The sequence below is a fragment of the Streptomyces sp. NPDC005485 genome, assembly GCF_040606085.1.
GTDB lineage: Bacteria > Actinomycetota > Actinomycetes > Streptomycetales > Streptomycetaceae > Streptomyces.
Genome location: NZ_JBEXDZ010000017.1, coordinates 1 through 26,406 on the forward strand (window position 1 = coordinate 1; position 26,406 = coordinate 26,406).

A 26,406-nucleotide genomic window follows, 5' to 3' on the forward strand; every position below is an offset into this window, starting at 1 on the left:
GAGCGCCGAGCGCCGAGCGCCGAGCGCCGAGCGCCGAGCGCCGAGCGCCGAGCGCCGAGCGCCGAGCGCCGAGCGCCGAGCGCCGAGCGCCGAGCGCCGAGCAGCAGCCTGTCGGATCCCTCCGGGACAACCGACCCAAAGGCCTTCAGCCCAGCTGTGCGTGCAGGAATGCCACCGTGCTCTGCCAGGCCTGCGCGGCCGACTCGGGGTCGTACACCTCGGGGCGGCCGTCGTTGAAGAAGGCGTGATGGGCGGGGTAGAGGCGCAGGTCCGCGGTGATGCCGGACTGCTGCTGGATCGCCTGGCTCAGCTTCTCCAACTGCTCCACCGGAATGGTCGTGTCGAGTTCGCCGTAGTGGCCCTGGATCTGTGCCTTGAGGCCGGAGAAGTCGGGCAGCTCGCCCTGGATCACGCCGTAGAACGGCGCCGCGGCCGTCACGCGGGCGTCAGCGGCGGCCAGGTAGATCACGAAGCCGCCACCCATGCAGAAGCCGACGGAGCCCACCGTCTCGGAGGTGACCTCGGGCAGCCCGAGGAGGTGGTCGACCGCTCCGGAGAGGAGTTCGACGCCGCGTGCGACCGGCAGTTCCCCCATCATGCGCAGGGCCTCGGCACTGTCGTGGGCGACATTGCCGCCGTAGAGGTCCGGCGCCAACGCCACGAAGCCCTCCTGGGCCAGACGGTCGGCGACATCGGCGATGTGGTCGGTCAGGCCCCACCACTCCTGGATGACGATCACGCCGGGTCCCTGTCCGGAGGGCGGCAGCGCCAGATAGCCGTGCGCGGTGGCCCCGGCGCTGGGGAAGGTCACGTTCTGGTGCGCGGGGGCGCCCGTCGACTTCGGCTTCTCTGACATGGCACTCAACTCCTGTAGGGGAAGCGCGTGATGAGGTGTGCCGAAGCGGGGCCCCGGCATGATCCCCACGATGCCATGCGTGTGCGCGGCGCCTGCGGGCGGCTCGCAGGAGGCCGATGCGGGGCGCCCGCGGACCACGCACCCGGGGCGCCGTGCGGTCGAGTACGCCCTCGGATCATGACGTGGTCCGAAGATGCCGTACCCTACGTGTTACGTATAACCTTCCGAGAGGCCCTGATGAGTCGCATCGCCCTGGTCACCCTCGTCGTCGACGACTACGACGAGGCGATCCGCTTCTACACCGAGGCCCTCGGTTTCCGGCTCGCCGAGGACGAACCCAGGCCGGACGGCTCCCGCTGGGTGGTCGTCGAACCCGGCGCGGCGGGCCACGGCACCGGCCTCCTGCTGGCCCGGGCCAAGAACGAGGCCCAGCACGGCAGGGTCGGCGACCAGACCGGCGGCCGCGTGGGGTTCTTCCTGCACACCGACGACTTCGCCCGCGACCACGCCCGGATGCGCGACGCGGGCGTGACCTTCCTGGAGGAGCCGCGCCACGAGCCGTACGGCTCGGTCGCCGTCTTCCAGGACCTGTACGGAAACCGCTGGGACCTGCTCCAGCCCGCCCAGTAACCAGACCTCCCCAAGACGACCTGCCGAGGAAAGACACGCATGACCGCGCCCCGCATCGACATCGACACCCTTCGCCGCCTCCCCAAGGCCGTACTGCACGACCACCTCGACGGCGGTCTGCGCCCGGCCACCCTGGTGGAACTCGCCGAGACGGTGGGCCACACGCTGCCCACCACCGACCCCCAGGAACTGGCAGCCTGGTTCTACGACGCCGCCAACTCCGGTGACCTGGTGCGCTACATAGCCACCTTCGAGCACACCCTCGCCGTGATGCAGACCCGCGAGGGCCTGCTGCGCACCGCCGAGGAGTACGTGCTCGACCTCGCCGAGGACGGTGTCGTCTACGGCGAGGTCCGCTACGCGCCCGAGCTGAACACCAACGGCGGGCTGACCCTCGCCGAGGTCGTCGAAACGGTCCAGGAGGGCCTCGCCGCCGGTATGGCGAAGGCCGCGGCCGCGGGCACCCCCGTCCGCGTCGGCACCCTGCTGTGCGGAATGCGGATGTTCGACCGTGTGCGTGAGGCCGCCGACCTGGCGGTGGCGTTCCGGGACGCGGGCGTCGTCGGCTTCGACATCGCCGGCGCCGAGGACGGCTTCCCGCCCGCCGACCACCTGGGCGCCTTCGAGCACCTGCGCCGGGAGAACGTCCCCTTCACCATCCACGCCGGTGAGGCCCACGGCCTGCCCAGCATCCACCAGGCACTCCAGGTCTGCGGTGCCCAGCGCATCGGCCACGGCGTCCGTATCACCGAGGACATCGTGGACGGCAAGCTCGGCCGCGTCGCGGGCTGGGTGCGCGACCGCCGTGTCGCCCTGGAGATGTGCCCCACCTCAAACCTTCAGACCGGCGCCGCCACCTCGATCGCCGAGCACCCCATCACCGCCCTGAAGGACCTGGGCTTCCGGGTCACCCTCAACACCGACAACCGTCTGGTGTCGGGCACGACGATGACCCGCGAGATGTCCCTGCTGGTCGAGGAGGCCGGCTGGGGCGTCGAGGACCTCCGTACCGTCACGGTGAACGCCCTCAAGAGCGCGTTCATCCCGTTCGACGAGCGCAACGCCCTGATCGAGGACGTCGTCCTGCCGGGCTACGCGGCCGCGCTCTGAACCAGCCCCCGTAGGTAGGCGGCCTGTCCGACGTGCTGCAGATCGTCGGACAGGACGCTCACCAGCCGGACGCCGAGGGTGACCGGCGGGTCCCAGCGCTCGTCCACGACACGCTCGAAGTCCTTGGCGGCGAGCCCGCGCACGAACTCCAGGGTCTGTTCGTGGACGGCGTCGTAGTACCCGGTCAGCAGGTCGCCCGACTCGACCCGCACCTTGGTGACCTGGGTGGAGCTGTGGCCGTAGCCCGTGTCCCTGCGTGGCAGGTCGAGCCCGAAGCGTTTCTCCCAGCCCTGTGACAGCCACACCTGGTCGAGTCCGGCGGCGTCGGCGACATGGTCGTCCTGGACGCGGGTGAGGTGCCAGACGAGCCAGGCAAGGGAGTTGGCGTCGACGGCCGGACGGCTGTGCAGCTCGTCCGTCGAGAGACCGTCGACCGCGGCGTGGACTTCTTCCTGGATGCGGCCGTACGCGTCGATGAGGATGTCCTTTGCATGCATGCTTCCACCATCGCGCATCACGGCGCGTCATGCGTCGGGAATCCAGCTCCCGTGGAATCCCAGCGGCACCCGGCCCGGCAGATGGATCCGGGCGACCGGTTCGCCCGTGAAGTCCTGTGCCGCGAGAATCACCAGGTCGGCGGCACAGCGGTCGGGATTGTGCACATACGCGATCGCATAGCCGTCGTCCTCGGCAGCCTTCGGGTCGGTGGGGTCGCACGGCACGAACACGGCCTCGCCCGCCGCCGCGCCGCGTGGCAGCCGGTGCACCTGGGAAGTGCCGCGCAGCAGGTCGTGCTTGATCAGCGCGTTGCTGAAGGCGCGGTCGGGCGGATTGCCGTCGGGCGTCAGGTACGCCAGCGTCATCTCGGCGGATGCCGCCGAGTAGCCGTAGCGGTGGCGGCGGGAGACCAGCGCCTCGTTCACGCGCGGGAACTCCTGCGGGCGGTCGTCGATCGTCCTCTGCCGGACACGCCCGTGGCGCAGGTCGACCGTCCAGCGTTCGAGCTTCGCCGTGCCCACCGCGGTGGGCCCGTCCGAGCCGCGGCCGGCGGCGTAGAAGGGCGCCGGATAGGTCGTGAGGTCGATGACCACCGAGTCGCCGTCGTCGTACGCGTTGAGGGTGTGCGAGTAGAAGACCGGATCGACGGTGAACCAGCGGACGGTGCCGCCCGACCGGGGCATGACGCCGACACGGAAGGGGTGTTCGGTGTTCCAGATGTACGGCACCAGGTCGCCGCGTTCGGCCGCCGCGGGGTCGAAGGTGATCGGCATGTCGAAGACGACCACATGCTTCTCGGTGAGCGCGAAGTCGTGCATCATCGGCCCCTCGGTCACCGGGATCCGCGTCGTGCGCGAGATGCGGCCTGTGGGGCCCACGACCAGGTGCCGGATGTGGTCCCAGGTCGGGTAGTAGGTGATCGCGTGCAGTTCACCGGCTTGCGCGTCGAACTTGGTGTGCGCGGTGAACGCCCCTTCCAGAGTGCCGCGGAAGTCGTACGTGCCCACCGTGTTGAGCTCGTGGTCGAGTTCGTAGGGCAGCGGACCGCTCTCCTGGAGCGCGAGGATCCGTCCCCGGTAGGGGATGACATGGGTGTTGCAGGGGAAGTCGTCCGGCGGCACGGGACCGGGGTAGGGCTCGCCGAGCTTCTTCGTCACCTGCGACGAGCGCACCCAGCGGTTGCGGTACCACTCGGCGCGGCCGTCGCGCAGCCGGACGCCGTGCACCATGCCGTCGCCGAGCATCCAGTGGTGGGCGCGCGGGTCCTCAAGTCCGAGGACATTGGGGCCGTTTCGCAGATAGCGGCCGTTCAACTCGCGCGGGATGCGCCCGGTGACCGCCAGGTCGAACGCCGTCAGTTCCTCGGTGACCGGCTTGAACGCCCCTTCGAGGAAGGGGTAGTGGCGGCTCGCGGTCTCCTGGGGCACCGCGGACGCCGGCCGGGCGCTCGCGGCGACTCCCGTACCGGCCAGCCCGCCGGCCGCCGCGATCGCCGCCGCACCGCGCAGCACACCTCGTCGTGTGTGTTCCGTCATTTCCCTTGCTCCTGACCGATGTTGTCGTGAAGAACGCTCACGAGTCTGGGTCAGGAGAAGGGCCGGGTCAGGAGGGGTGGGCCCCGTCCGGGGGTGTTGCCAGGCCCCCTGTTTCGAGCAGATCCATCAGTGCCCGGGCGGCCGGACTGGTCGCCTCCGGCGGTGGCAGCAGCGCCACGGTCTCGTACACCGTCTCGCCGGTGCCTTTCAGGGGCAGCGAGGTCAGCGCCCGGCGCTTGTGCCGGAAATGCCGGGGTACGACGGCGATGCCGAGGTTCTCGTCGACCAGGTCGAGGAGGCTGTGCACATCGTTGACCTCCAGCGCGACCGTCCGCCGGACACCCGCGGCGGCGAAGGCCGTGTCGGTGGTGCGGCGCGGCCCCCAGTCCGGATGGAAGTCGACGAACGCCTCGCCGCCCAGCTCCTCCGGTGTGAGCGCCGCGTCGGCGGCAGCGAGGCGGTGCGTGGGATGGCACAGCACGGTCATGGGTTCGCTGGTCAGCGACACCGACCGCAGTTGCTCGGTGTCCGCCTGCGTCCGCACCGCGAACGCCAGGTCCAGGCGCCCCGCCGCGACCTCCTCCGCAAGCGCACCGGAGCCCGCCTGCCGCAGCCGGATCTCCACGTCCGGATGGCGCCGCCGGAACGCGGCGAGCAGCCCGGCCACATGCACCCCGGCGATGCACTGCTCGGTGCCCAGCGCGAGCGTGCCGCGCAGCACGCCCTGCACCGCGGCCACCGCCTCGTGCGCGGCCCGCACCTGTGCGAGGATCCGCTCGGCCTCACCCAGCAGCGCGCGCCCGGCCTCCGTGAGCGTCACCCGGCGGGTCGTCCGTACGAACAGCGCGCTGCCCAGCTCCCGTTCCAGCGCCCGGATCGACGCCGACAGGCCCGACTGGGACACCATCAGCCGCTCGGCGGCCCGGGTGAAGTGCTGGTCCTCGGCGACCGCGACGAAGTGCTGGAGATGGCGGAGTTCCATGATTGAGAAGCGTAGTCGCTGAATACCATCGGATTCTTCTGTTGGACCGCTGCCCGCACCTCGCGAAAGAGTGGATACCGGTTCTTCCGCACCGGTCCGTGCTTCCCCGTCGCCGGTGTTTCCGTGCCAACCCCTCTGGAGTCGCGTTGTACACCGCACACCCCGACCGCTACGCGGACATGCCCTACCGGCGCACCGGACGCAGCGGCCTGAAGCTCCCCGCGCTGTCGCTCGGGCTGTGGCACAACTTCGGCCCCGACCGGCCGGTCGAGACCCAGCGCCAGATCCTGCGCCGCGCCTTCGACCTCGGCGTCACCCACTTCGACCTGGCGAACAACTACGGCCCGCCGCCCGGCGCCGCCGAGTCCGCCCTCGGCGCCGCGCTGAAGGCCGACTTCGGGTCCTACCGCGATGAGCTGATCATCTCCACCAAGGCCGGCTACCTGATGTGGCCGGGCCCGTACGGCGAATGGGGATCGCGGAAGTACCTGCTGTCCTCGCTCGACCAGAGCCTGGGCCGCATGGGTCTCGACCACGTCGACATCTTCTACTCGCACCGTCCCGACCCGGAGACTCCGCTGGAGGAGACGATGGGCGCCCTGCACTCGGCGGTGCAGCAGGGCAAGGCGCTGTACGTCGGTGTCTCCAACTACTCGCCGGAGCAGACCCGCGAGGCCGCCCGCATCCTGGGTGAGCTGGGCACCCCGCTGCTCATCCACCAGCCGCGCTACTCGATGCTCGACCGCCGCCCTGAAGAGGGCCTCCTGGACGCCCTCGACGAGCTCCAGGTCGGCTCGATCGCCTACTCGCCGCTGGAGCAGGGGCTGCTGACCAGCCGCTACCTCGACGGCATCCCGGAGGGCTCGCGGGCGGCGAGCGACAGCCCCTTCCTGAACTCCGACGCGGTCACCGAGGACCTCGTCCAGCAGCTGCGCGCACTCGACGACATCGCGAAGTCCCGCGGCCAGTCGCTGGCCCAGCTGGCGCTGGCCTGGGTGCTGCGCGGCGGCCGGGTGACCTCCGCGCTCATCGGCGCGAGCAGCGTCCAGCAGCTGGAGGACAGCGTGGCGGCCACGCGCGCCCTGGACTTCGACTCGGACGAGCTGGCCCGGATCGACGCGATCGTGGGCGCCGCCGGATAGCGCTCGGCGGACACCTCGGAGCGGCCCTCGTGCGACCTGCGTCGCACGAGGGTCAGCCGCCGTTGTCGACGCGTTCCTCCAGCAGGACCGTCACCGTGTCCCCCTCCTCCTTCCCGATCGCCTTGCGCAGGTCGGACTTCACGGGCAGTTTGTGGGTGCCGTCGCCCAGCGCCATGAAGGAACTGCGGAAGGGGCGGCCGTCGATGGTCCCGCTGACCTTGACCAGTCCGCGGGTTCCGAAGAACGCGACGGACTCCGGCCATACGAGATAGGTCCAGCCGCCCTTGCCCGGGCTTTTCCGCAGTACTGCCGTGAACTGCTTGTCCAGCTTGCCTGTCGTGGTCATCGCTTCCTCCGCTTCCGGTGGTGCTCGTAGTCAGGAGACCCGCGGGAGAAGCAGAACTCATCGCGATCCGCGACGGCAGTTCCGTGTCGCTCGACCGGAGCCGTGATCGGTGCCCCCGGAGGGCTCTCAGGCGGCCGCAGTGGGCACTCGGTCCAGGAAGCCGAGCACGGTCCGGATACGGCCGTCCTCGTCCAGGGTGATCACGTCGAATCCGGCGACGGGCGCGGATCCGTCGGCGTCGCTGACCAGCTCCCAGCCGAAGCGAGCCGTGTCGTGGTGGCCGTCGACGGTGCCCGCGAGCTTGAAGGAGAAGCCCGGGAACTGCTCGTGCGCCGCCGTCATCACGGCAGCGATCTGCTCGTGCCCTCGGACGTCCACCAGCGGGTCGGTGTAGCTGCCGTCCGCGGTCCAGGCGGCAGCGACCGCCTTGGCGAGCGCCTCCGGCTCGCCCGCGTTCCAGGCCTCCAGGTAACGGGCGGCGGCGGTCTCGTAGCGGTCGTGGTTTCCGGACATGGTCGATCATCCTCCGTCTGGGTCATACCTGCTGGTCAGGGGCCGGACTCCGACTCTTGGTGCCCCGTCGGGATCCGGTAGGAACACCATGCCGGGCTGCGCGGAGGGCGTCGATTACCCCTCGGGTAATGCGCCGGCAGGAGATGCGAAGAGATCAGCGAACTGACGGGTTCCGCGGATCCGTGTACGCGCGCCGGACGGGCGGGGTGGGGTCACGCGTGCCGTTTCGGCCAACGGAGGCCATGAATATGCCAGGAGACTGGCTGGAATGGCGTGGTGACAGAGTGTCAGGAGTGGCGATACTCGAAGACAAGGGAAATCCAGCCACACCCACGCAACACCATCGCGCACAACAGAGTCGCAGGAACAGCACGGAGCCGCAGGGAAAGCGAGGCCGGGCCGGCAGCGAACGACGCAATGGGGGTGCGATCGTGCACGACGAATTCCTGTGCCATGTCACCGCGTACGGCATATGCGACGGCAGGCGTGTCGGCGTACCGCTGGGAACCTATCGCGCGCCCACGCTGGCGCTCGCCCTGTGGTGGATGCGGGATCGCGCCGCCTGGATGGCCGACCGGCTGGACCCCCAGCCCGACGACCCGCACATCCCGCCCAACGCGATCGCGCCGATGGCCGACAGCGCTCCGGACGTGCCGGGCGTCCTGCGGTCGTGGTGCGGCGACACTGCTCAACAGCAGCTGGTGGCCGAGGAGTTGGCGGCCGGGAAACTCGTCCGGATCGCCACCAGCGACGACACCACCGAGTACGAGCTGATGGCGGAATCCGTGGACGCGCTGCGCATGCAGCGGACCCTCCCCGCGCTCGCCACGCCCGCGGCCTGATGTGCTGCTCGGCCGGTGGTGCCCGGCTCGCGCACCATCGGCCAGGCGCAAATTGGGCTGAATGGCTAGAATTCTGGCATGGCAGAGCGGCTGGGTACGCCGACTGCGCCCGAACTCGTCATCGAGACGGAGACGGGCTCCACGGTGATGACTCCGAGCCACGACTATCACGTCGGGCGCGACCCGCTGAGCGACATCGTCCTGGACGACGTCCGGGTCTCGTGGCATCACGCGGTGCTGCGGCCCGAGGCCGACCACTGGACCCTTGAGGACGAGAACAGCACGAACGGCACCTACGCCGACGGCCGCCGCGTCCACGAGTGGGGCGTCGGAGCGGGCAGTGTCATCCGCTTCGGCAGCGCTGCCGACGGCCCGCGCGCCGTCCTCGTCGAACGCCCGCCACCGGCTCCCGAACGGCCCTCCGCCGTCTCCGTGCCCGCCGCCACGGGCACCTTCAGACAGCCGACCACCGTACGGCCGCTGCCCGCCCGCACGGTCCGCATCGGCCGCGGCGGCGACAACGACCTCGTCGTCGACGACCTGATCGTCTCCCGCCACCACGCCGAGCTGCGGGCGCTGCCGGACGCGACGTACGAGATCGTCGACCTCGGCAGCCACAACGGCACCTTCTTCAACGGCCGGCCCGTGGCCCGGGCCCCGATCACGCCCGGTGACATCGTCGGCATCGGCCACTCCGCGTTCTGCCTGGTCGGCGACCAGCTTCAGGAGTACGTCGACACGGGCGAGGTGTCGCTCGACGTCCAGGGCCTCACGGTCGCCGTCGACCACGGCCGCAAAACCCTCCTCGACCAGGTGTCCTTCCCGGTGGGGGAGAAGTGCCTGCTCGCCGTCGTGGGGCCGAGCGGCGCCGGAAAGTCGACCCTGCTGAACGCCCTGACCGGGCAGCGCCCCGCTGACCGCGGCACCGTCCTGTACGACGGCCGCGACCTCTACCGCGACTACGCCGAGCTGCGCCAGCGCATCGGCCTCGTACCGCAGGACGACATCCTGCACGCCCAGCTCACCGTGCACAGGGCCCTGTCCTACGCCGCAGAACTGCGCTTCCCCCAGGACACCGCGAAAACGGAGCGCCAGGCGCGCGTCGAGGAGGTGGTCCGCGAGCTGGGCCTGGAACAGCGCGCGGGGCAGCCCATCCACAGCCTCTCCGGCGGCCAGCGCAAACGCGTGAGCGTGGCCCTGGAACTGTTGACCAAACCGTCACTGCTGTTCCTCGACGAACCGACCTCCGGCCTCGACCCGGGCATGGACCGCTCCGTGATGCACATGCTGCGCGGCCTCGCCGACGACGGCCGCACGGTCATCGTCGTCACCCACAGCGTGCTCAGCCTCGACGTCTGCGACCGCCTCCTGGTACTCGCACCCGGCGGCAAAGTCGCCTACTACGGACCGCCCGACGAGACGCTCGCCTACTTCGGTTACGAGCAGTGGCCGGAAGCCTTCGAAGCCTTCGAACGCGACCACGAACGCGACTGGGCGGGCCAGTACCGCAGCTCACCGCTGCACAAGCAGTACGTCGACAACTCGACGGCGCAGCCCCATCTGCCGCAGCCCGCCCGCGCCGCCGCCGTGGGGCCGCCCCACAAGGCGCAGAGCTGGGGCTCCCAGCTCGGCACGCTGGTGCGCCGGTACGCGGCGGCGCTCAGCGCCGACAGAACCTTCCTCGCCATCATGATCGCGCTGCCGTTCGTGATGGGTGCGATGGCCCGGGCCCTGGCGGGAAGCAAGCTGACGCAGGAGACGGCGATGAACGCGCTGCTCATCCTGTGCGTCGGTGGCGTTCTGACGGGTGCCGCGAACGCTGTACGCGAACTCGTGAAGGAACGGGTGATCTACCAGCGTGAACGGGCGGTGGGGCTGTCCAGATCGGCGTACCTGATGTCCAAGGTCGTCGTCCTCGGGAGCGTCACCGTGCTCCAGGCCGTCGTCCTGAGCCTCGTCGCCCTGCTCGGCGTCGACCTCAACGCGCCCGGCGGCAAAGGGGTGCTCTTGCCGCCGCTCGTGGAGATCACCGCGGCCGTCGCCCTGCTCGCCTTCACCGCGATGATGCTGGGTCTCCTCGTCTCCGCCCTGGTGCGCAAGGAGGAGGTCACGATGCCGCTGCTGGTGCTGCTCGCCATCGTCCAAGTGGTCTTCTGCGGCGCCCTGTTGAAACTGGACGGAGTGCCCGGCATCGAGCAGCTGTCCTGGCTGGTGCCCTCGCGCTGGGCGCTGGGCGCGATGGCGGGCACCATCGGGCTGGCCCGGATCGTGCCGGGAGACCTGACCGGTGACCCGCTGTTCCGGCACTCCGCGGGAGTCTGGCTGCTCAACATGGGCATGCTGGTCGTGCTCTGCGTCGTCTTCGGCTACGCGGTGGCACGCCTGCTGCGGCGGCACGAGCCCGCGGTCATGCGGAAGTAGGCGCGATGACGACTCCCGGCTTCCGCCCCACGCACGTCGTGCCCCAGGACGGCATGGCCGCCTGGGAGAGTCCGGACCCCTCGCGGCCCACGGTGCCGCTCGACGCACTGCTGCCCGTGCGGCTGCTCGACCGGCTCGGCGACTGGGCCCGGATCGCCTGTGCCAACGGCTGGTCGGCCTGGGTCGACGGCCGCCTGCTGGTCGCCGTACCGCAGGCGCCGCCCGCCGCGGGCAGCCCGCTCGCCCGCACCGCGGACCCGCGCCCGCTGCTGGCCCGCGTGGAGCAGGCACTCACCGGCTACCGAGGCGCGGCCGAGGACCTCGCCGCCGGACGGCTCGACGGGGAGTCCTTCCGGGCCCGCACCCGCGGGCAGCGGGTCGGGGTGATCGTCGACGGGGAGTCGCTCTGGCTGTACGACGCCGACCACGAGCGCTGGGTGTACTGCGACGGCACCCGGCTGAGCACGTACGCCTCCACCGGGGACCCGGCGGCGGGTACGCCGGAACCGGGCGGCGACGAGCCCGAGCCCCCACCCGAACGTCACGAACCCCAGCACTTCGCGGAGGAGCCGGCGCCAGGCGGTCACGACCCGACACGTGTCGTGCAGGAGGCGGAGGTCGCCCCCGGTGGTCATGGCCCGGAGCGCCTCGTGCAGGAAGCGGCTCCCGGTGATCATGAGGCGACGCAGCTCGTCCAAGAGGCCGACCCGGACGGTCAGGATCCGACACGGCTCGTCCCGCGCGTGCCGGACGAGCCGGGGGACCGGTGATGGACGGCGGGGAGCGGCACGACACGAGCCTGTACTCGGGACGCCCCTCCGACCTTGTCGGCCGGCAGATCGCGAGCTACCGGATCGAGCGCGAGATCGGCCGCGGCGGGATGGCGGTCGTCTACCGGGCCAGGGACCTGCGCCTGGATCGGGCCGTCGCGCTCAAGCTGCTCGCCCCGGAACTCGCACGCAACGACACCTTCCGGCGCCGCTTCACCCATGAGTCACGGGTGGCCGCGGCGATCGACCACCCCCACATCGTGCCGGTCTTCGAGGCGGGCGAGACCGACGGCGTCCTGTACATCGCCATGCGGTACGTCGCCGGGCTCGACCTGCGGCACCTTCTGGACCGCGAGGGCCCGATGCCGGTCAAGGTCGCCGCCCGTATCGCCCTCCAGGTCGCCTCCGCACTCGACGCGGCGCACGACCACGGCCTGGTGCACCGGGACGTGAAACCCGGCAACATCCTGGTGGCGGAGGGAACCGACAGCGACCACCCCGAGCACGTCTACCTCACGGACTTCGGTCTGACGAAGAAGTCGCTGTCGCTGACCGGGTTCACCAGCGTCGGCCAGTTCGTCGGCACGCTCGACTACGTGGCTCCGGAACAGATCTCGGGCAAGCCGGTGGACGGCCGGTGCGACGTCTACAGCCTCGCGTGCGTCGTCTACGAGTCGATGGCCGGGAAGCCGCCCTTCCAGCGCGAGGACGACATGGCGCTGCTGTGGGCCCACCAGTACGACGACCCGCCGCCGCTGAGCGCCAAGCGCCGTGACATCGCCGCCCCCGTCGACGCCGTACTGGCGAAGGCGCTGTCCAAGAGCCCCGACGACCGCTACGACTCGTGTCTCGCGTTCGTGACCGCACTGCGGGCCGCCGCGAGCGGCGCGAAGGACGCCGGGCACGAGCGGACCCAGGTGGATCCGGGGGCCGCCGGAACACCGGAGTACCCGGGGCCCCCACCCCAACCGCCCGGTTGGGCCCACCCGGTCTTCCCGCGTTAGACGGCGGCGGCCACCTCGCCCCGGCGGTGGACCCTGCTCGCCAGTGCGCCGCCGAGGAATCCGGTGACCAGTCCCCACAGCGCGGCGAGGCCGATCGCGGTCCACATCTCGGGTCGCAGGAGCAGCGATCCGGACAGGCCGCCGCCGAGGTCGCCGATGCCGAGCACGGACAGGCCGTAGTGCGCCGAGATCCGGCCGACGAGACAGATCATGAGCACCGTGAGCGCCAGCGCGATCGCCATGTGCAGGGCGTGCTGCCAGACACGCATCCGGGCGGGTGAACGGACGGCCATGAGGAACGCGGCGGCCAGCAGCAGGACCGCGTTGACGACCACCAGCCACCACACCCTGCCGTCGAAGTCGGCGAGGGTGCGCAGATTGAGCGTGGAGATGTCCGGGGTGCGCAGCACCTGGTCGAGGAGGTGCGGCATGGGCAGTCCGAAGGGTCCGTCCACGCGGCCGTTCCAGGTGGCGCCGAGTCCGAGTGTGAAGGTGAGCCAGACGAGGTTCGGCAGGCCGAGCAGGATCACGGCGAACGTCTCCGGGACGTGTCCGCGCGTCGCGGCCACCGCCAGCCCGGCGGCCAGCCCCAGCCCGACGTAGGTGAGCAGCAGCGCCACCATCGCGAAGGCGGCCGGTCGCACCGACTCCTGGAAGCGCAGTAGCCGGGCCGGCAGGGGCGCCCCGCGCGCGACCAGCAGGGCCAGGACCAGCACGCCCGCCAGCCACAGGACGCCGAAGGCCAGCGTCGGCGGCATGTCGGTCTCGAAGCCCACCTTCGGCGTGGCGCCGAGCAGGCCGCCGATGTCGCCGAGGGTTCCGTCGCCGAGCGACACCGTGAAGGTCTGGCGTGCCAGGAGTGCGACGGCGACGAGCGCCGCCAGCCACAACAGGGCGATCCGGGCGGCCCAGCCCGCCAGTTCGGCGGCGCCCGCCACGGCCCGGTGCCGCAGCGGGCGCAGGAACGCGGCGGCGATCACCAGGGATCCGACGAGCGTGACCGACAGCGGAATCACCGTCAGGCCCGCCTTGGTGCCGGCGACCGCCCCGGCATCGCCGGAGAGCTTCACGGTGCCGCCGACCGCCGTCACCACGGTGGCTGCGACGACGTGCGGGAAGGCGTTGTCCGGTAGGTCCGCGGCTCCGGCGGCCCACAGCCCGAGCCCGGCGACCACCCCCATGGCGATCACCCCGGCCAGTACGGCCGCGAGGGCCTGGACCCAGCCGTGGCGGGCAACTCCCTGGTCGGACGGTGTCTGGAGGCTCACGCTGCCACGCTAAGCACCGGTGAGGCGGTCCGCGCGCCGGGAGGGCCGACCGCGTCGGCTTGCGGGCGGCATGGGGCCGGAGCACACAATGGGTGCGTTGTGGAAGAAAGCGGCACAAAGCATCTGAAGTGCCGTGGGACCCTACACCGGGAAGAAGAACTCGTGAGCGTCGAACCGCCGTCATCAGGCCGCCCCACAGGACCGCCGTCGGGCCCCTTGTCAGGTCCGACCCAGCCCAGTCCCACACCGCCCAGCCCCACCCAGCCGAGCGGCCGAGCCCCGCTGGGCCCCCCGGACGGCGCGTCCGGCGCGGGCGACGACGGTGGCGCGGGCGGATCGGGCGGATCAGGCTCCGGACCCAGCGGTCCCCTCGGGCCGGGCGAACCGGGACAGGGTGCCGGCAAGGGGCCGGACCGCCCCTGGTGGAAATCGGCGCCGCGCGTCGCCCTGATCACCGCGGGCCTGGTCGCCGCGGTGACCATCGGCGTAGTCCTGACCAGCTCCGACGACAGCGGCACGAGCGCCAAGGGCGGCGAGGTGTTCCTGCAGTCCGCGAGCAAGTCGGGGCCCGACCCGTTCACGGAGTCGACGGCACGCGACAGTTCCACCGCCCCCCAGACCCCCACGGCCACCCACACCTCGGAGTCCGCCAACGTGACACGCGGCGTGGACGGTTCCGCGCCCGGCCTCTACGGCGGCACCCGCAAGGTCGCCAGCTGCGACGTCGAGAAGCAGATCAACGCGCTCAAGGCGGACCCGGCGAAGAACAGGGCGTTCGCGTCGGTCGAGGGAATCCAGCCCTCCTCCGTGCCCGCCTATCTGCGCTCGCTGACCCCCGTCCAGCTGCGCATGGACACCCGCGTCACCAACCACGGTTACCGCAACGGCGCCCCCACCAGCTACCAGGCGGTCCTGCAGACAGGCACCGCCGTGCTCGTCGACGACCGCGGTGTGCCCCGGGTGCGCTGTGCCTGCGGCAACCCGCTGCTGCCGCCGGTCGCGCAGCAGAGCACCCCCAAGCGGACGGGTGACTCGTGGCCGTCGTACCGGCCGCAGAACGTCGTGGTCGTCTCGCCCGCGGTCACGGTCATCAACGTGTTCGTGATCTACGACCCCGACCACGACGACTGGTTCACCCGCCACCACGGCGACACCGGCAAACACGACCAGAAGACGGACCCCCCGGCGAAGCCGTCCCCGTCGGTGAGCGTCTCCTCCCCGACCCCGAGCTCTGCGACCCCCAGCTCTCCGTCGCCGAACTCCCCCTCGCCGTGCGTGTCCGCACCCACCGGTACGCCGTCGAAGGCACCGCCGAGCGGTTCCCCGAGCGGCGCCCCGAGCACGTGCCCGCCGGCCCCGTCCTCCTCGTCGCCGACCCCGTCGCCGTCCCAGTCGACGTCGCAGCCCCCGACGACAGGACCGGCATACCCGCCGTCACCACCCGACAACGTCTCCTCCGGTACGACGGCGCAGTCGGCGTCGACCGGCTCCGGGCCGGAGTCGTCCGATACGAACCCTGGACTGTGACGACTGTGACAGCGGGACCGTGACGCAGAGTTCCACAGGATGCGGTTCGCGACCGTCGGTGCTTGCGGTCGCGGCCACTCGGCGGAGGGCCCAAACGTGGACGAGAGCCGACTCACCGAACAGGAATGCCTCGACGTACTGGCCTGCGCTTCGGCCGCACGGCTGGCGGTCACCCGGCGCGGCTACCCGTACATCGAACTCGTCGGCCTCGTCGACCTGGACGGCGAACCGGTCGTGCTGCTCCCCGAGACCAGTGTGATCAAGCACCTGCTGTCCGCCGTGGTCTCCCCACGGCGCCTCGTGGTGCTCCAGACCGACGACCTTGCCGACTCCCGCCAGTCGGTCCGCAGCGTCACCGCCCTCGCCCGCCCCCGCTGGGTCGTCGACCCCGGGGGCGTGAGCGCATGCCACCGTGCGGCCGCCATCCGGGGGATCGCCGTCACCGCCGACACATGGTTCCTCGCCCTCACCCACCCCACACTGGTCGGTCGCCGGGTTCCCCTGCGCGAGGTCCGGCTCAGGGGCGCTCCCGTGGCCGTGCGCCCGGTGGCAGGCCAAGTCCTCGGCGAGGGAGAGCAGTAGACCGGAAGCGGTGCAAACCTACGGTTGCCCGAGGGGGAGTTGTCCCGCCGGAGCGGAGTACGGTCGAGGCCTGGAGCGGGACGGCCGCCTGGTCGTGGTTGTCGGAGAGGCAGGGCCGTCCCGGCGCGCGAGGAGTGGTGCTCCCCTCCTCACTTCTCGCGCGGTTGTCCTCCTCGGTGGCGAGGAGCGGGAGTTCTCGCCACGCTCCCGGAGGGCGAGGTTGGAGCCGCGCGGTCGGCGGTGCGGCTCCAACTGCCTTCCGTACTTCACCGAGAGCGGAACGCCGATGCCTTCCGCTGCGGCCCGGTGCTTCTAGGCTGAGGGGGTGAGCAACCAAGCGCCGAACGAAGCCCGCGTCATTCCACTGCGCCCGGCGTCCGCGCCGAGTCCGGCCACCGCTCCGGCACGCGCGCCGCAGCGTCCTCGGCCGCTGCTCGCACCGCGGCAGATGCCACCGGCCCCCGCGGAGAAGGAGCCCCTGTGGCGGGACCTCGTGGGTGACGTCCTTCGACGCGAGCGGCTGGCCCAGGAGCGCACGCTCAAGGACGTGGCCGAGGAGGCCCGGATCTCGATGCCCTACCTGTCGGAGCTGGAGCGCGGCCGCAAGGAGGCCTCCTCGGAAGTCCTCGCGGCCGCCGCGCGCGCTCTCGGCCTCGGGCTCCCCGACCTGCTGTCGCTGGCCCAGGACGAGCTCACGCGACTCGCCCGGCTGCGGCGTCCGGACCGTGGGCGCGCCGCGTCCACTCCGCGGTACGACGGGATGTGCCTGGCGGCCTGAGCGGCCCGCGGCCGGTCCCGCCCGGGCGCCGTCGGGCGCCTCGGGGGGATCAGGCCGTCACGAGCCGTCGGCTGACCACCTCGTCGGCCAGCCCGTAGGCCACGGCCTCCTGCGCGGTGAAGATCTTGTCGCGGTCCATGTCCGCGCGCAGGGTGCCCACGTCATGGTGCGTGTGCCGGGAGAGAACCTCCTCGACCTGCGTGCGGATCCGCAGCATCTCCTTGGCCTGGAGGGTGAGGTCCGAGACCGTGCCCTGCCGACCGCCGCTGGCCGGCTGGCCGAGCAGCACCCGCGCGTGCTCCAGCACGAACCGTCGCCCGGGATCGCCCCCGGCCAGCAGTACCGCCGCCGTGGAGGCCGCCTGTCCGACGCAGAACGTGGAGATCGGCGCTTGGACGTACGTCATCGTGTCGTAGATCGCCATGAGTGAAGTGAACGAGCCACCGGGCGAGTTGATGTAGATCGCGATCTCGCTCTCCGGACTCGACGACTCCAGATGGAGGAGTTGCGCGATGACGACATTGGCGACCCCGTCGTCGATCTCCGTGCCGAGGAAGATGATGCGCTCGGACAGCAGCCGGCTGAAGACGTCGTAGGACCGCTCGCCCTGGGGAGTCCGCTCGACGACGTTCGGAATCGTGTACGTACCCATGTCAGAGCCCCATCCGTCGTCGTGACGCGGCCGGGCGGACGTCGTCGAGCGACTCCACGACCCGGTCCACCATGCCGTACTCCATGGCCTGTTCGGCCGTGAACCAGCGGTCGCGGTCGCCGTCCTGGGAGATCGTCTCCTCGCTCTGGCCGGTGTGTTCCGCGGTGATCCGCTCGATGGCCCTCTTGGTGAACTCCAGGTTCTCCGCCTGGATCTCGATGTCGGCGGTCGTCCCGCCGATCCCCGCCGACGGCTGGTGCATCATGATCCGCGCGTTCGGCAGCGCGAAGCGCTTGCCATGCGTGCCCACACTCAGCAGGAACTGGCCCATGCTCGCCGCGAACCCCATGGCGAGCGTCGAGACGTCGTTGGGGATCAGTCGCATCGTGTCGTAGATCGCGAGACCCGCGGTCACCGATCCGCCCGGACTGTTGATGTACAGGCTGATGTCCGTCCGCGAGTCCTCCGCCGACAGCAGGAGCAGCTGGGCACAGACCCGGTTGGCGGAGACCTCGTCGACCTGGGTGCCGAGCAGGACGATCCGCTGTGCGAGCAGTTGTGCGGCCAGATGGTCGTCGAAGCGGGTCGCGGCGGTGTCGCCCTCTTCGGCCCGCGGGGCGCGGCCCGGATCCCAGCCTGTGATGAGTGGAGTCATCGGTCCTCCTCGTGGTGGTGCGGCCGGCTCGCCGCGTTCTCCACTCTCGACCCGAACGCGCCTGTGCCCGGGCTTTCTCGGCCCGCAGCAGATTCGCCACGGGCAGACGTTGTCCTGGCATGAAACCCCGGCTCCGACGGGCACAGGGCGAGGCGGCCCCGGCCGCCCGTTCTGCGCCGATCCGGGGTGATCGGTACTGTCGGAACTGATCGCCGCGAGCATCCCCCGGCCACGGAATCCGGGCGGCCGAGCGGAGGGAGGCAGGCTGCCATGACCGCGATCTCCCTGAAATCCGCGCCGGCGCGGGAAGGGCTCACCCTCCCGTACGCCGAAGCGGGCGACCCCGTGGGCACACCGGTCGTCTTCGTGCACGGACTCGCGGACTCCTGGTGGTCCTTCGAGCCCCTGCTGAGGCGGCTCCCCGCGTCCCTGCACGGCTATGCGCCCACCCAGCGGGGCCACGGCGACGCCGACCGCCCTGCCGACGGCTACACGCCCGACGACTTCGCCGCCGATCTCGTCGCCTTCCTCGACGCCGTCGGCATCCACCGCACGATCCTGGTGGGTTCCTCCAGCGGCGGCGTGAGCGCCCGGATCGTCGCGGGCAGCCACCCGGACCGGATCTCCGGGCTGGTGCTGGTCGGGGTCCCCGCCACCCTCGCGGACAAGCCGGCGGTGACCGCTGTGCGCGAGAGCGTCGAAGGCCTCTCGGACCCCGTGCCGCGCGAGTTCGTCGAGGAGTTCCTCGCGGGCATGGTCGACCGGCCGATCGCCCGCGGATTCGTCGAGACGCTGGTCGAGGAAGGCCTCAAGCTTCCCGCGTACGTCTGGCAGGAGACCGTCCGCGGACTGCTGGAAGCCGACCTCCGCGCCACACTCGCGGGCATCCTGGTGCCGACCCTCGTCATCTGGGGCGACCAGGACGGTTTCCTGCCCAGAGACGACCAGCAGACCATTCTGGACGCCGTCCACGGAGCGCGACTGCTCACCTACGAAGGCGTCGGGCACGTCGTCCACTGGGAACAGCCCGAACGCGTCCTCGCCGACATCGCCGCCTTCGCGGCCCGAGGCGCCGAGAACACATGACGCGCCACCGATGAGTTTCGGGTCGACGACCGGTCGACAGAGATGACGACGTACCCCACCCGAGGAGGAATCGATGCCCGCCGACGGATTTACCACATGCCTGTGGTTCGACGGACAGGCAGAGGAAGCCGCCCACTACTACGTGTCGATCTTCAAGAACTCCGAGCTCGGCCAGGTCGGCCGCTACACCGACGCCGGCCCCGGCCCGGCCGGCTCCGTGGTGGCCGTGGAGTTCGTGGCCAACGGGCAGAAGTTCGTGGCCCTGAACGGCGGCCCGCAGTTCACGTTCGACGAGGCCATCTCCTTCCAGATCTACTGCGCGGACCAGGAAGAAGTCGACTTCTACTGGAACAAGCTCACCGAGGACGGCGGCAACCCCGGCCCGTGCGGCTGGCTGAAGGACAAGTTCGGCCTCTCCTGGCAGGTCATCCCGGCCAGGCTCCTGGAGATGATCGCCGACCCGGACCCGGAGAAGGCGACCCGCGCCAGCCGGGCGATGCTCCAGATGTCCAAGCTGGACCTCGCCGCCCTGGAGAAGGCGTACGCGGGCGAGTGACGTGCCGGCACGGCGGGCCTGCCTGCCCCCACCCCAGCCGGGGTCAGGGCAGGCGGGCCGCTGCGCAGCGCCGCGTACGCGTGCTGTGCGTCACGTTGCGGACAGCGAAGACTGCCGCGCCGGCGGCGTTCGTCCGGTGCATAGGGTGTGCGCATGATCGAGGTACCAGACGCGTTCGCGCGGAGCACCGTCGAGCGCGAAGGGGAACCCGGGGCGCAGTGGCTTGCCGAACTGCCCGGGATCGTGGACGAGTTGCTGGAGCGTTGGGGGTGCGTGCCGGACGGCGCGGTCATGCACGGGGGAGTCGGGGTCATCGTCCCGGCGCGGCGGCAGGGCGATGGGCCCGCCGTGCTGAAGGTGTCGTTTCCGCATCCCGGCAACGTCCATGAGCCGGACGCGTTCGCAGCGTGGGGCGGGCGTGGGGCCGTGTTCCTGCACGAGCGGGACGACCGGCGCTTCGCGATACTCCTGGAGCGGGTCCGGACGTCGACCCTGGCGGAGGTCGACGACAGCGACGCGGTGGCACGGGTCGCCGGGCGGATCAACCGCCGACTGGCCGTCCCGGCGCCGGCCGACCTGCCCCGGTTGTGCGCACAGGCCGACGCCTGGGAGGAGCAACTGCACGAGAACGCGGAGGAACTGACGCACACGATGTCGCGTCGCGCGGTGGACGCCGCCGTCGCGACCGTCCGCGAACTGGGCCGCACCCAGCCGGACACTCTCGTCCACGGCGACCTGCACGCCCGCAACATCCTGCGCGCCGACCGGGAGCCGTGGCTGGCCGTCGACCCCAAGGGCTACGTGGGAGATCCCGCGTACGACGGCGGCACGCTGCTCAAGTCGCGCGCGCTGACGCTCCTTGAGGCGGACGACCTGAGCAAGGCGGTTCACCGCGTCATCGACGTCTTCGCCGAGGCGGCGGAGGTCGAGCGCGAACGCGTCCGGCGTTGGGCTCAGTTGCACGCCGTCGAGGCGGCGGTCTGGGGCCGCCGACACGGATTCCGGGTGGCTCGCGGCGGAGCACGCCTGGACTGGCTCATCACGTTCGTCGACCAACTGGCAGACCTGCTGACGGAGTGAACGCTCAGAGCCTCCGGCAGCCCGTGGCAAAAGAAAAAGGGCACAGAAGTAACTCCTCCGTTCCCTCTTCAACGTATAGCGCACCGGGGGGCTTGCGGCAAGACCCCCGTTGTGCCGCAGAATCATCGGCCGAGGCCAGAACCTGCGGGAATGAGGGGTTTGCGATATGCGTGTGGTGTTGTCGGTGTGGGGATCGCGCGGGGACGTCGAACCACTGGTGGGACTCGCGGTGCGATTGCGCGAACTCGGCGCGGAAGCGGTGGTGTGCGCTCCGCCGGACGAGGAGTTCGCGGCGCTGCTTGCCGGTGCCGGCGTGGAACTGGTGCCGCTCGGCCCGTCGGTGCACTCGATCGTCGCCGGCCCGAAGCCACCGACGGCTCAGGACGCGTTTCGCCTCGCGCCCGAGTTGGTCGCTGCGCGGTTCGAGACGCTCACCGCGGCGGCCGCGGGATGCGACATGCTGCTGGCGACCGGCCTGATGCCGGCCGGCGCGCGGGACGTGGCCGAGAAACTGGGCATCCCCTACGTGTTCGCGTGCTTCCACCCGATCGGACTGCCCTCGCGGAACTTCCCTCCCGGGGCGCGGCCGGGCACACCGTCCCCACAGGACGAGACGGACCTCAAGGTGCTGTGGGAGCAGGACGCCCAGCGCGTGAACGCCCTGTACGGGGAGGCGCTCAACCGTCACCGGGCGGCGATCGGGCTGCATGCGGTGGACAACGTCCGTGACCATGTCTTCACCGGCCGGGGGTTGCTGGCGGCGGACCCGGTCCTGGGCCCGTGGCAGGAGCTGACCGATCTCGAGCTCGTGCAGACCGGCGCGTGGATCCTGCCGGACGAGCGCCCGCTCCCGGCCGAGCTGGTGGAGTTCCTGGATGCCGGCGCCCCGCCGGTGTACGTGGGCTTCGGCAGCATGGCCTCGCACACCCCGAAGGACATCGCCCGGGTGGCCATTGAGGCGAGCCGTGCGCAGGGTCGCCGCGTCCTCCTCGCCCGTGGCTGGGCCGGCCTGGCCCCGATCGACGACCGCGAAGACTGCTTCGTCGTCGGCGAGGTCAACCAGCAGGCACTGTTCCGCCGGGTGGCCGCCGTCGTTCACCATGGCGGCGCGGGCACCACCACGACGGCTGCCCGCGCAGGCGCGCCCCAGGTGGTGGTGCCCCAGATCGCGGACCAGCCGCACTGGGCCGCGCGGGTGGCCGAGCTGGGCATCGGCGCGGCACACGACGGTCCGAGCCCGACCCTCGACTCCCTGTCGGCCGCGCTCACAACGGCGCTGGGCCCCGCGACCCGGGCACGGGCGAAGGCGGTGGCCGGCACGATCTGCACGGATGGTGCGACGGTGGCCGCGCAACTGCTGCTCGACATGGCCGGCAAGGGGCGGGCGCCAGGGGCCGCGTGAACCATCCGCGATCGTCGCGCCGTGGGCGGGCGCCCTGTCCTCGGACGGCCCGTCAGCGGATGTGGTCGGCGATGGTCTTGGTGATCGCCCGGGTGATGCGCAGGATTCCGGGGGAGCGGACCGGGCACGGCCTGGGCGTCGAAATGGTGGGCGCCAGACAGAAGTGCAGGTAGTCGTCGTCGCGGTGCAGGGTGGTGCGGTCACGGCTCGGCTGGGTGCAGTACGCGGGATGATCGTGCTCGTACGCGGTGCACGGCAGGTACTGCGCCCAGGTGTAGCGAGCCGAGGTGGGGCTGACCGCCTTGCCCGCGTCGGCCAGCAGGTCTCCGGAGGCGCCGGCCTGCAGCTCGTAGAGCGCGTTCACTTCGCGCACGCGTTCAGGGGTGATCGGGTCCGGCCCCTGCAGCACCCACACGATCCGTGGCCGTTTCGCACCGCCCGCCTGCCCGATCTGCTCGGTCAGCTTCTTCATGTCGGCGGTGTACCGGGTGAAGTAGTGGTGCCGGTCGGCGTTGTACGTGATTCCGTCCATGCAGGGCGTGTAGCCCCAGGAGTTGCCCCAGAACTGCAGCACCACGAAGTCCGGCCGCAGCGAGCGCACCAGGGCGGCCGCCTTGTCCGCGGGCGGGACCAGTGACTTCGTCGCCGTGCCCTCCAGGTAGTCGCACAGGGTGGTGCCCGAGTACGGCGCACTGGTGTACCGCGCGTGGACCTTGTCCCGCAGCGACTTCCCGAGGACCTTCTGGTTCTCCATGGCGAGAGAGTCCCCGAGGTAGAGCACGGTGGGCGCGTTGGCGGAGACGTCCGTGGCGCCCGCGGAGGCGGCCGGTCGCTGGTGCGTGGTCGTCGACGGGGACCCCGAAGCCCCGGGTACCGCCGGAGCGGGCGGCGAGGCCTCGGGCCCCGACGCCGGGTCACCGCACGCGCCGAGCAGCAGCCCGGCCAACAACAACCCCACGATCCACGGCTTCCGCATGCCGCAACTCCCGCCCCGCCCGCCGAAAGGGCTCCCCAGGCAAGCACAGCGCGGTACAAGGGGGAAGACCTGTGTCGGCCACACACCCCCTAGGCAGGAGCAGACCCTCGGCCGAGCTGGGCGCCGTCCCCCTCCAGCAACTCCAAGAGGTCCGCCAAGGGCAGCGGCTTCGCGAGATGGGCGTCGAAGCCGGCCGCGCGCGACTGGCCCTGGTCGCTGCCGCGGCTGAAGCCGGAGACCGCGATGAGGCGGAGCTCGGCGCCGTGCGGGCGGGACCGGATCTCGCGGGCGACCGCATAGCCGTCGAGGTCCGGCAGGCCGAGGTCGCACAGGACGACGTCGAAGAGGTGGGACTCGGTCGCGGTGAGGGCGTCGGCGCCGGTGTGGACGGCCGTGACGTGGTGGCCCTGTCGCTCCAGGAGGGTGCGGTAGGTGGTCGCCAGGTCCGTGTTGTCCTCGACGATGAGGATGGCGAGGCGGCGTGGGGCGCGGCGGGCGGCGCGCGGCAGCCTGGGAGGCGGTGAGTCGGCCGCGGCCAGGGGGAGCAGGACGGTGAACAAGGCGCCGGTTCCCGGACCGCGGCTGTGCGCGCTGATGCGCCCGCCGTGGAGTTCGACGACGGTCCGGACGACGGACAGGCCGAGACCCAGACCCTCGGGGGTGCTGGGACCCGCCGGAGCCGCCCGCATGAAGACGCCGAACAACTCGTCGGCCTGCCCCGGTTCGAAACCGATGCCGTCGTCCTCGACGGTGAGCCGGGCCTGTCCGCGGGCCGTCGAAAGACGGGCCGTCGCGTGGCCGCCCGGCAGCGTGTACTTGAGCGCGTTGGACAGCAGGTTCGTCAGCACCTGGGCCAGCCTGAGCCGGTCACCGTCCACGAGCACCGGCTCGGCGGGCAGTTCGACGACGAGCGTCCGGTCCTCCTGCCCGAACAGACGGCTCAGGTCGGTACAGGCACTGTCGACGACGGTCCGCAGGTCGGCCCGCTCCCGCACCAGCTCCAGGCGGCCGGTCAGGGCCCGGGTACCGTCCAGCAGGTCGTTGCTCATCCGCACCAGCGTGCCCAGCTGCCGTTCCAGGACGGACAGTGCCGGGTGCCCGTCCGGCAGGTCGAGGGCGAGCAGTTCGGTGGCCGCTGTGGCGGCGGCGAGCGGATTGCGCAGCTCGTGCGAGAGCGTGGCGATGAACCGGTCCTTGGCCTGCTGCTCCTCCCTCAACTGCCGCCCCGCCTCGTCGAGTTCCGTGTTGGCGCGACTGAGCTGCTCGTTGACCTCGCGGATCTCCCGGGCGCGCACGAAAAGATCGATCTCCATGCCGTCCGCGCGGGTCTGCGCCTCGGCGACCGCTCGCTCCTGCTCCCGCTCCGCCCGGTGCAGCCGTACGAAGTCGGTGACGTCCTCGACACGGTGGATGATGTGCGACACCCGACCGTCGCCGTCCAGCACCGGCGAGTTGACGGGACTCCAGTAGCGCTCGGCGAAGCCGCCCCCCTCGCCCGTGGGGATGTCGTAGCGCTGGAGCGCCATCGTGTCCGCGCGGCCGGTGGCGACCACGGTCTCCAGGGAGCGGCGCAGATTGCGCACTCCGTCGGCCGCGGGGTCGTCCGGGTTGTCGGGGAACACCTCGAAGATGCGGCGCCCGACGATGCCCCGCTGTGTGCGTGTGGCCGTGAGGTAGGCGCGGTTGACCTCCACGATGGTGAAGTCGGGTGCCAGGATCAGCAGCGGGGAGGCCGTCGAGTCGAACAGGCGCCGGAAGTCCGGGGTGGGGTGGTGAGTGTTCGCGGACATGGCGGCCCTCAGGGATCGAGTCGGTAGCCGTAGCCGCGCACCGTGGTGATGCGCGGTGCGGGTGTGGGCAGGCCGGTGAGTTTGCCGCGCAGCCGGTAGACGTGTTCGACGACGGTCGCCGGCTGCTGCCAGGACACGCCCCAGATCTGCTCCAGGAGCTGTTCGGAGGAGAAGACCCGGCCGGGGGCGCGGGCCAGCAGCTCCAGCAGCGCGTACTCCTTGGGGCGCAGGGTCAGCAGGGCGCCCGCGACATCGGCCCGGCGGGCCGCGGTGTCGACGCGCAGTGCGCCCACGGCGAGAATCTCCGTGCTCTCCGGCGGCTGGGAACGGCGCAGCACGGCACGGATCCGCGCTACGAGCTCCCGCTGCGAGAAGGGCTTGACGAGATAGTCGTCCGCTCCGATCTCCAGCCCCGCGACCCGGTCCGCCTCCTCGCCGCGCCCGGTGACGACGATCACCGGCAGTCGGCTGATCGAGCGCAGCGCCCGCAGCAGGTCCAGGCCGCTGCCGTCCGGCAGCCCCAGATCGAGTACGGCCAGATCGATGCCGCCCTCGTGCATCACGGCCTTCCCGGCGCGCGCGTCGATCGCCCAGGTGACGGCGAAGCCCGCACGCTCCAGATAGGAACGGCACATCAGTGCGAAGTCGGGGTCGTCCTCGATCAACGCGAGGTGAGTCCGCATCGCTCACCGCCCGGTCCCGGTGCCGCTCCCACGTTGTTGCGCTGGTGAGCGGGCGTTGATCTCCCGACCATGTGGCGAAGGTAGAACAGAAGCAGCCCACGGTTCAAGGGGGAGCCGCGCAGGGGGAGTTCCGGAGCGGGCTCGTGCGGTGCGGGGACACAGATCACCGCACGAGCCCGCTGCGGGACTGGCTGCCCGGCACTTCCGGGCCGACGGTGACCGCACCGCGTACGGCCGGCACGCCTGCGCGCCGCTCACGGACGGGACGGATCACCAGTTTGAGCGAGCACGCTTTGGCGCCGGTCACGGGGACGACCTGGCCTCCGCCCGGCGGCCGCGCTCGGCTGTACGCGGCGGACGCGGTGCTGGTCGTGGCGCTGCAGGGCGATGTCGACCTTGCGGCCACCCTCTCCGTACGCCCCTGGCTGGACTCGGTCGCCGCGCTGCGCGCGCCCGGCTACGTCGTAGACCTTCGGGCGGTCACCTTCATCGACAGCACCGGTCTGAGCATGGTGCTGGGCTTGCGCCGCCGCGTCACCGAGGCACGCGTGCCGTTCGGCCTGGTGTGCGCGACGCGCATGCGCCGACTGCTGGTCGCGCACGGCACCTTGGAACTGCTCCGCCCTTCAACCACACTGGACGAAGCCTTGGCGGACGTCACCCGCACGGGGGAGAACCGCCACGCATGAGAGCGGCACCCCGTCCTCGCCCGGCCGAGGCGC

The 26,406-nt window shown here is 71.2% G+C and carries 27 protein-coding genes; 15 read left to right on the top strand and 12 right to left on the bottom strand.

Annotated features, from left to right (window positions below; genetic code table 11):
* Nucleotides 1-145: 145 nt before the first annotated feature.
* Nucleotides 146-856 (bottom strand): dienelactone hydrolase family protein, encoded by a 711-nt coding sequence (locus ABZS97_RS08640; RefSeq protein ID WP_356135121.1) that lies wholly within the window; start codon nucleotides 854-856, stop codon nucleotides 146-148.
* A 237-nt stretch (nucleotides 857-1,093) separates the two neighbouring features.
* Between ABZS97_RS08640 and ABZS97_RS08645 the strand changes: the two genes are divergently transcribed.
* Complete coding sequence (locus tag ABZS97_RS08645; RefSeq protein WP_356135123.1) at nucleotides 1,094-1,486, top strand: VOC family protein; 393 nt, start codon at nucleotides 1,094-1,096, stop codon at nucleotides 1,484-1,486.
* Nucleotides 1,487-1,525: 39 nt separating this feature from the next.
* Nucleotides 1,526-2,596, top strand: a complete 1,071-nt coding sequence (locus ABZS97_RS08650; RefSeq protein ID WP_356135125.1) for an adenosine deaminase — start codon at nucleotides 1,526-1,528, stop codon at nucleotides 2,594-2,596.
* Here the strand turns inward: ABZS97_RS08650 and ABZS97_RS08655 are convergent.
* The 3 genes from ABZS97_RS08655 to ABZS97_RS08665 all read right to left on the bottom strand — a co-directional run bounded on the left by ABZS97_RS08655 (nucleotide 2,578) and on the right by ABZS97_RS08665 (nucleotide 5,611).
* Nucleotides 2,578-3,093 carry a DUF664 domain-containing protein gene (locus ABZS97_RS08655; RefSeq protein ID WP_356135127.1) on the bottom strand — a complete coding sequence of 172 codons (516 nt, stop codon included), beginning with the start codon at nucleotides 3,091-3,093 and terminating at the stop codon, nucleotides 2,578-2,580. The two genes, ABZS97_RS08650 and ABZS97_RS08655, sit on opposite strands and share 19 nt — an antisense overlap.
* Before the next feature lie 27 nt (nucleotides 3,094-3,120).
* The gene (locus ABZS97_RS08660) at nucleotides 3,121-4,629 is read right to left on the bottom strand and encodes a carotenoid oxygenase family protein (RefSeq protein WP_356135129.1); all 1,509 of its coding nucleotides are present in this window, start codon (nucleotides 4,627-4,629) and stop codon (nucleotides 3,121-3,123) included.
* Between the two features lie 67 nt (nucleotides 4,630-4,696).
* A complete protein-coding gene (locus tag ABZS97_RS08665) occupies nucleotides 4,697-5,611 on the bottom strand; it encodes a LysR substrate-binding domain-containing protein (RefSeq protein WP_356135131.1) in 915 nt (304 codons plus the stop codon).
* A gap of 146 nt (nucleotides 5,612-5,757) precedes the next feature.
* Between ABZS97_RS08665 and mgrA the strand changes: the two genes are divergently transcribed.
* A complete protein-coding gene (mgrA, locus tag ABZS97_RS08670) occupies nucleotides 5,758-6,753 on the top strand; it encodes an L-glyceraldehyde 3-phosphate reductase (RefSeq protein ID WP_356135133.1) in 996 nt (331 codons plus the stop codon).
* Nucleotides 6,754-6,805: 52 nt separating this feature from the next.
* Here mgrA and ABZS97_RS08675 read toward each other — a convergent pair whose 3' ends face one another.
* Nucleotides 6,806-7,099, bottom strand: coding sequence for a DUF1905 domain-containing protein (locus ABZS97_RS08675; protein WP_356135135.1), 294 nt, complete (start codon nucleotides 7,097-7,099; stop codon nucleotides 6,806-6,808).
* A gap of 126 nt (nucleotides 7,100-7,225) precedes the next feature.
* Nucleotides 7,226-7,612 carry a nuclear transport factor 2 family protein gene (locus ABZS97_RS08680; protein WP_356135136.1) on the bottom strand — a complete coding sequence of 129 codons (387 nt, stop codon included), beginning with the start codon at nucleotides 7,610-7,612 and terminating at the stop codon, nucleotides 7,226-7,228.
* A gap of 431 nt (nucleotides 7,613-8,043) precedes the next feature.
* Here ABZS97_RS08680 and ABZS97_RS08685 point away from each other — a divergent pair, with 431 nt between their 5' ends.
* The 4 genes from ABZS97_RS08685 to ABZS97_RS08700 all read left to right on the top strand — a co-directional run bounded on the left by ABZS97_RS08685 (nucleotide 8,044) and on the right by ABZS97_RS08700 (nucleotide 12,649).
* Nucleotides 8,044-8,454 carry a hypothetical protein gene (locus tag ABZS97_RS08685; protein ID WP_356135137.1) on the top strand — a complete coding sequence of 137 codons (411 nt, stop codon included), beginning with the start codon at nucleotides 8,044-8,046 and terminating at the stop codon, nucleotides 8,452-8,454.
* Nucleotides 8,455-8,532: 78 nt separating this feature from the next.
* Nucleotides 8,533-10,875 (top strand): FHA domain-containing protein, encoded by a 2,343-nt coding sequence (locus tag ABZS97_RS08690; RefSeq protein ID WP_356135139.1) that lies wholly within the window; start codon nucleotides 8,533-8,535, stop codon nucleotides 10,873-10,875.
* A gap of 5 nt (nucleotides 10,876-10,880) precedes the next feature.
* Nucleotides 10,881-11,645: a hypothetical protein gene (locus tag ABZS97_RS08695; RefSeq protein ID WP_356135141.1), complete on the top strand. Its 765-nt coding sequence runs from the start codon at nucleotides 10,881-10,883 to the stop codon at nucleotides 11,643-11,645.
* The gene (locus ABZS97_RS08700; protein ID WP_356135143.1) at nucleotides 11,645-12,649 is read left to right on the top strand and encodes a serine/threonine-protein kinase; all 1,005 of its coding nucleotides are present in this window, start codon (nucleotides 11,645-11,647) and stop codon (nucleotides 12,647-12,649) included. Before ABZS97_RS08695 ends, ABZS97_RS08700 begins: the two co-directional genes overlap by 1 nt.
* On the opposite strand, the gene ABZS97_RS08705 is transcribed toward ABZS97_RS08700, so the two are convergent.
* Entirely contained in the window at nucleotides 12,646-13,917 is a 1,272-nt protein-coding gene (locus ABZS97_RS08705; protein WP_356135145.1) for a streptophobe family protein, read from the bottom strand. The genes ABZS97_RS08700 and ABZS97_RS08705 overlap by 4 nt on opposite strands.
* A gap of 162 nt (nucleotides 13,918-14,079) precedes the next feature.
* Between ABZS97_RS08705 and ABZS97_RS08710 the strand changes: the two genes are divergently transcribed.
* The 3 genes from ABZS97_RS08710 (at nucleotide 14,080) to ABZS97_RS08720 (ending at nucleotide 16,804) form a co-directional block, all read left to right on the top strand.
* Nucleotides 14,080-15,444, top strand: coding sequence for a DUF6777 domain-containing protein (locus ABZS97_RS08710; RefSeq protein ID WP_356135147.1), 1,365 nt, complete (start codon nucleotides 14,080-14,082; stop codon nucleotides 15,442-15,444).
* A gap of 96 nt (nucleotides 15,445-15,540) precedes the next feature.
* On the top strand, nucleotides 15,541-16,026 hold the full coding sequence (locus tag ABZS97_RS08715) for a hypothetical protein (RefSeq protein WP_356135149.1): 486 nt from the start codon (nucleotides 15,541-15,543) through the stop codon (nucleotides 16,024-16,026).
* Nucleotides 16,027-16,351: 325 nt separating this feature from the next.
* Nucleotides 16,352-16,804, top strand: a complete 453-nt coding sequence (locus tag ABZS97_RS08720) for a helix-turn-helix transcriptional regulator (protein ID WP_356135151.1) — start codon at nucleotides 16,352-16,354, stop codon at nucleotides 16,802-16,804.
* A 49-nt stretch (nucleotides 16,805-16,853) separates the two neighbouring features.
* Here ABZS97_RS08720 and ABZS97_RS08725 read toward each other — a convergent pair whose 3' ends face one another.
* Complete coding sequence (locus tag ABZS97_RS08725; RefSeq protein WP_356135153.1) at nucleotides 16,854-17,456, bottom strand: ATP-dependent Clp protease proteolytic subunit; 603 nt, start codon at nucleotides 17,454-17,456, stop codon at nucleotides 16,854-16,856.
* Nucleotide 17,457: 1 nt separating this feature from the next.
* Entirely contained in the window at nucleotides 17,458-18,111 is a 654-nt protein-coding gene (locus ABZS97_RS08730; protein ID WP_356135155.1) for an ATP-dependent Clp protease proteolytic subunit, read from the bottom strand.
* Nucleotides 18,112-18,381: 270 nt separating this feature from the next.
* Here ABZS97_RS08730 and ABZS97_RS08735 point away from each other — a divergent pair, with 270 nt between their 5' ends.
* From ABZS97_RS08735 to ABZS97_RS08750, 4 genes are all read left to right on the top strand, one after another.
* Nucleotides 18,382-19,197, top strand: a complete 816-nt coding sequence (locus ABZS97_RS08735; RefSeq protein ID WP_356135157.1) for an alpha/beta hydrolase — start codon at nucleotides 18,382-18,384, stop codon at nucleotides 19,195-19,197.
* A 73-nt stretch (nucleotides 19,198-19,270) separates the two neighbouring features.
* Nucleotides 19,271-19,753: a VOC family protein gene (locus ABZS97_RS08740; RefSeq protein WP_356135159.1), complete on the top strand. Its 483-nt coding sequence runs from the start codon at nucleotides 19,271-19,273 to the stop codon at nucleotides 19,751-19,753.
* A 153-nt stretch (nucleotides 19,754-19,906) separates the two neighbouring features.
* On the top strand, nucleotides 19,907-20,833 hold the full coding sequence (locus ABZS97_RS08745; protein WP_356135161.1) for an aminoglycoside phosphotransferase family protein: 927 nt from the start codon (nucleotides 19,907-19,909) through the stop codon (nucleotides 20,831-20,833).
* Between the two features lie 166 nt (nucleotides 20,834-20,999).
* Nucleotides 21,000-22,235 carry a glycosyltransferase gene (locus tag ABZS97_RS08750; RefSeq protein ID WP_356135163.1) on the top strand — a complete coding sequence of 412 codons (1,236 nt, stop codon included), beginning with the start codon at nucleotides 21,000-21,002 and terminating at the stop codon, nucleotides 22,233-22,235.
* Nucleotides 22,236-22,287: 52 nt separating this feature from the next.
* Here ABZS97_RS08750 and ABZS97_RS08755 read toward each other — a convergent pair whose 3' ends face one another.
* From ABZS97_RS08755 to ABZS97_RS08765, 3 genes are all read right to left on the bottom strand, one after another.
* Nucleotides 22,288-23,211, bottom strand: coding sequence for an SGNH/GDSL hydrolase family protein (locus ABZS97_RS08755; protein ID WP_356135165.1), 924 nt, complete (start codon nucleotides 23,209-23,211; stop codon nucleotides 22,288-22,290).
* A gap of 89 nt (nucleotides 23,212-23,300) precedes the next feature.
* A complete protein-coding gene (locus tag ABZS97_RS08760) occupies nucleotides 23,301-25,001 on the bottom strand; it encodes an ATP-binding protein (RefSeq protein WP_356135167.1) in 1,701 nt (566 codons plus the stop codon).
* Nucleotides 25,002-25,009: 8 nt separating this feature from the next.
* Nucleotides 25,010-25,684, bottom strand: a complete 675-nt coding sequence (locus tag ABZS97_RS08765) for a response regulator transcription factor (RefSeq protein WP_356135169.1) — start codon at nucleotides 25,682-25,684, stop codon at nucleotides 25,010-25,012.
* Nucleotides 25,685-25,962: 278 nt separating this feature from the next.
* Between ABZS97_RS08765 and ABZS97_RS08770 the strand changes: the two genes are divergently transcribed.
* Nucleotides 25,963-26,373, top strand: a complete 411-nt coding sequence (locus ABZS97_RS08770; RefSeq protein WP_356135171.1) for an STAS domain-containing protein — start codon at nucleotides 25,963-25,965, stop codon at nucleotides 26,371-26,373.
* Nucleotides 26,374-26,406: the final 33 nt, after the last annotated feature.

Bases quoted from the DNA above. Each gene is read 5' to 3' on its own strand.
- ABZS97_RS08740 (WP_356135159.1), top strand. From the start codon at position 19,271: ATGCCCGCCGACGGATTTACCACATGCCTGTGGTTCGACGGACAGGCA.
- ABZS97_RS08745 (WP_356135161.1), top strand. From the start codon at position 19,907: ATGATCGAGGTACCAGACGCGTTCGCGCGGAGCACCGTCGAGCGCGAA.
- ABZS97_RS08645 (WP_356135123.1), top strand. From the start codon at position 1,094: ATGAGTCGCATCGCCCTGGTCACCCTCGTCGTCGACGACTACGACGAG.
- ABZS97_RS08750 (WP_356135163.1), top strand. From the start codon at position 21,000: ATGCGTGTGGTGTTGTCGGTGTGGGGATCGCGCGGGGACGTCGAACCA.
- ABZS97_RS08755 (WP_356135165.1), bottom strand. From the start codon at position 23,211: ATGCGGAAGCCGTGGATCGTGGGGTTGTTGTTGGCCGGGCTGCTGCTC.
- ABZS97_RS08765 (WP_356135169.1), bottom strand. From the start codon at position 25,684: ATGCGGACTCACCTCGCGTTGATCGAGGACGACCCCGACTTCGCACTG.
- ABZS97_RS08730 (WP_356135155.1), bottom strand. From the start codon at position 18,111: ATGACTCCACTCATCACAGGCTGGGATCCGGGCCGCGCCCCGCGGGCC.
- ABZS97_RS08650 (WP_356135125.1), top strand. From the start codon at position 1,526: ATGACCGCGCCCCGCATCGACATCGACACCCTTCGCCGCCTCCCCAAG.
- ABZS97_RS08700 (WP_356135143.1), top strand. From the start codon at position 11,645: ATGGACGGCGGGGAGCGGCACGACACGAGCCTGTACTCGGGACGCCCC.
- ABZS97_RS08690 (WP_356135139.1), top strand. From the start codon at position 8,533: ATGGCAGAGCGGCTGGGTACGCCGACTGCGCCCGAACTCGTCATCGAG.
- ABZS97_RS08660 (WP_356135129.1), bottom strand. From the start codon at position 4,629: ATGACGGAACACACACGACGAGGTGTGCTGCGCGGTGCGGCGGCGATC.
- ABZS97_RS08655 (WP_356135127.1), bottom strand. From the start codon at position 3,093: ATGCATGCAAAGGACATCCTCATCGACGCGTACGGCCGCATCCAGGAA.
- ABZS97_RS08675 (WP_356135135.1), bottom strand. From the start codon at position 7,099: ATGACCACGACAGGCAAGCTGGACAAGCAGTTCACGGCAGTACTGCGG.
- ABZS97_RS08665 (WP_356135131.1), bottom strand. From the start codon at position 5,611: ATGGAACTCCGCCATCTCCAGCACTTCGTCGCGGTCGCCGAGGACCAG.
- ABZS97_RS08640 (WP_356135121.1), bottom strand. From the start codon at position 856: ATGTCAGAGAAGCCGAAGTCGACGGGCGCCCCCGCGCACCAGAACGTG.
- ABZS97_RS08760 (WP_356135167.1), bottom strand. From the start codon at position 25,001: ATGTCCGCGAACACTCACCACCCCACCCCGGACTTCCGGCGCCTGTTC.
- ABZS97_RS08725 (WP_356135153.1), bottom strand. From the start codon at position 17,456: ATGGGTACGTACACGATTCCGAACGTCGTCGAGCGGACTCCCCAGGGC.
- ABZS97_RS08735 (WP_356135157.1), top strand. From the start codon at position 18,382: ATGACCGCGATCTCCCTGAAATCCGCGCCGGCGCGGGAAGGGCTCACC.
- ABZS97_RS08680 (WP_356135136.1), bottom strand. From the start codon at position 7,612: ATGTCCGGAAACCACGACCGCTACGAGACCGCCGCCGCCCGTTACCTG.
- ABZS97_RS08695 (WP_356135141.1), top strand. From the start codon at position 10,881: ATGACGACTCCCGGCTTCCGCCCCACGCACGTCGTGCCCCAGGACGGC.